The organism is Arthrobacter sp. P4_H3 (assembly GCF_056400885.1).
Window position 1 is genome coordinate 1 of record NZ_JBFUKK010000060.1, and the last position, 523, is coordinate 523.

The window sequence follows — 523 nt, forward strand, 5'->3', positions numbered from 1 at the left end:
GCGTTGACTGTACGAGAACCGATTTAGGTTTCCAGTGGTGGGAAGTTCCACTTGAAATCAGCCGGAACACTATTGGGGTCGAGTCGGTCAGCGGGGACCCCGTTGGCGTAGGTGACGATGCCGTTGCCCATGGACCAGTCGGCCGGCTGAACCGTCTGCAGGTTGAAGAACACGTCCTCGGTGCGAAGGAGCAGCTTCTCGTGCAGCTCGTCCACCACGGCCTTGTAGAAGTTGCCCTTCTGCTCGGGGGTGGCGACGTTCAGGAACACCAGCTGGATGAAGACGGCGTCTTCGGACCGGTAGATACCGAGGTAGTCGGGGTCGGCGATGACTTCGCCGCGGGGGTGCTGGGTGACGACCTGGAAGCGGTCCTCCGGAACACCCAGGTGAATGATCATCTGGTCGTAGACGACGTCTGCGATCGTGCGGCGGTACTCCGGTGACTTGCCTTCGGTGAGGTCGATGCGAGCGAGTGGCATGGTCTTTCTCCCTGTGTTTGTTTTGACGAAACAGAACTGGATGG

Annotated in this window: 1 protein-coding gene; it reads right to left on the bottom strand. The window is 59.7% G+C overall.

Translation table 11 applies throughout. From position 1 onward, the window contains the following. Nucleotides 1-23: 23 nt before the first annotated feature. Nucleotides 24-479 carry a tautomerase family protein gene (locus AC1DRE_RS25150; protein ID WP_476987172.1) on the bottom strand — a complete coding sequence of 152 codons (456 nt, stop codon included), beginning with the start codon at nt 477-479 and terminating at the stop codon, nt 24-26. Nucleotides 480-523: the final 44 nt, after the last annotated feature.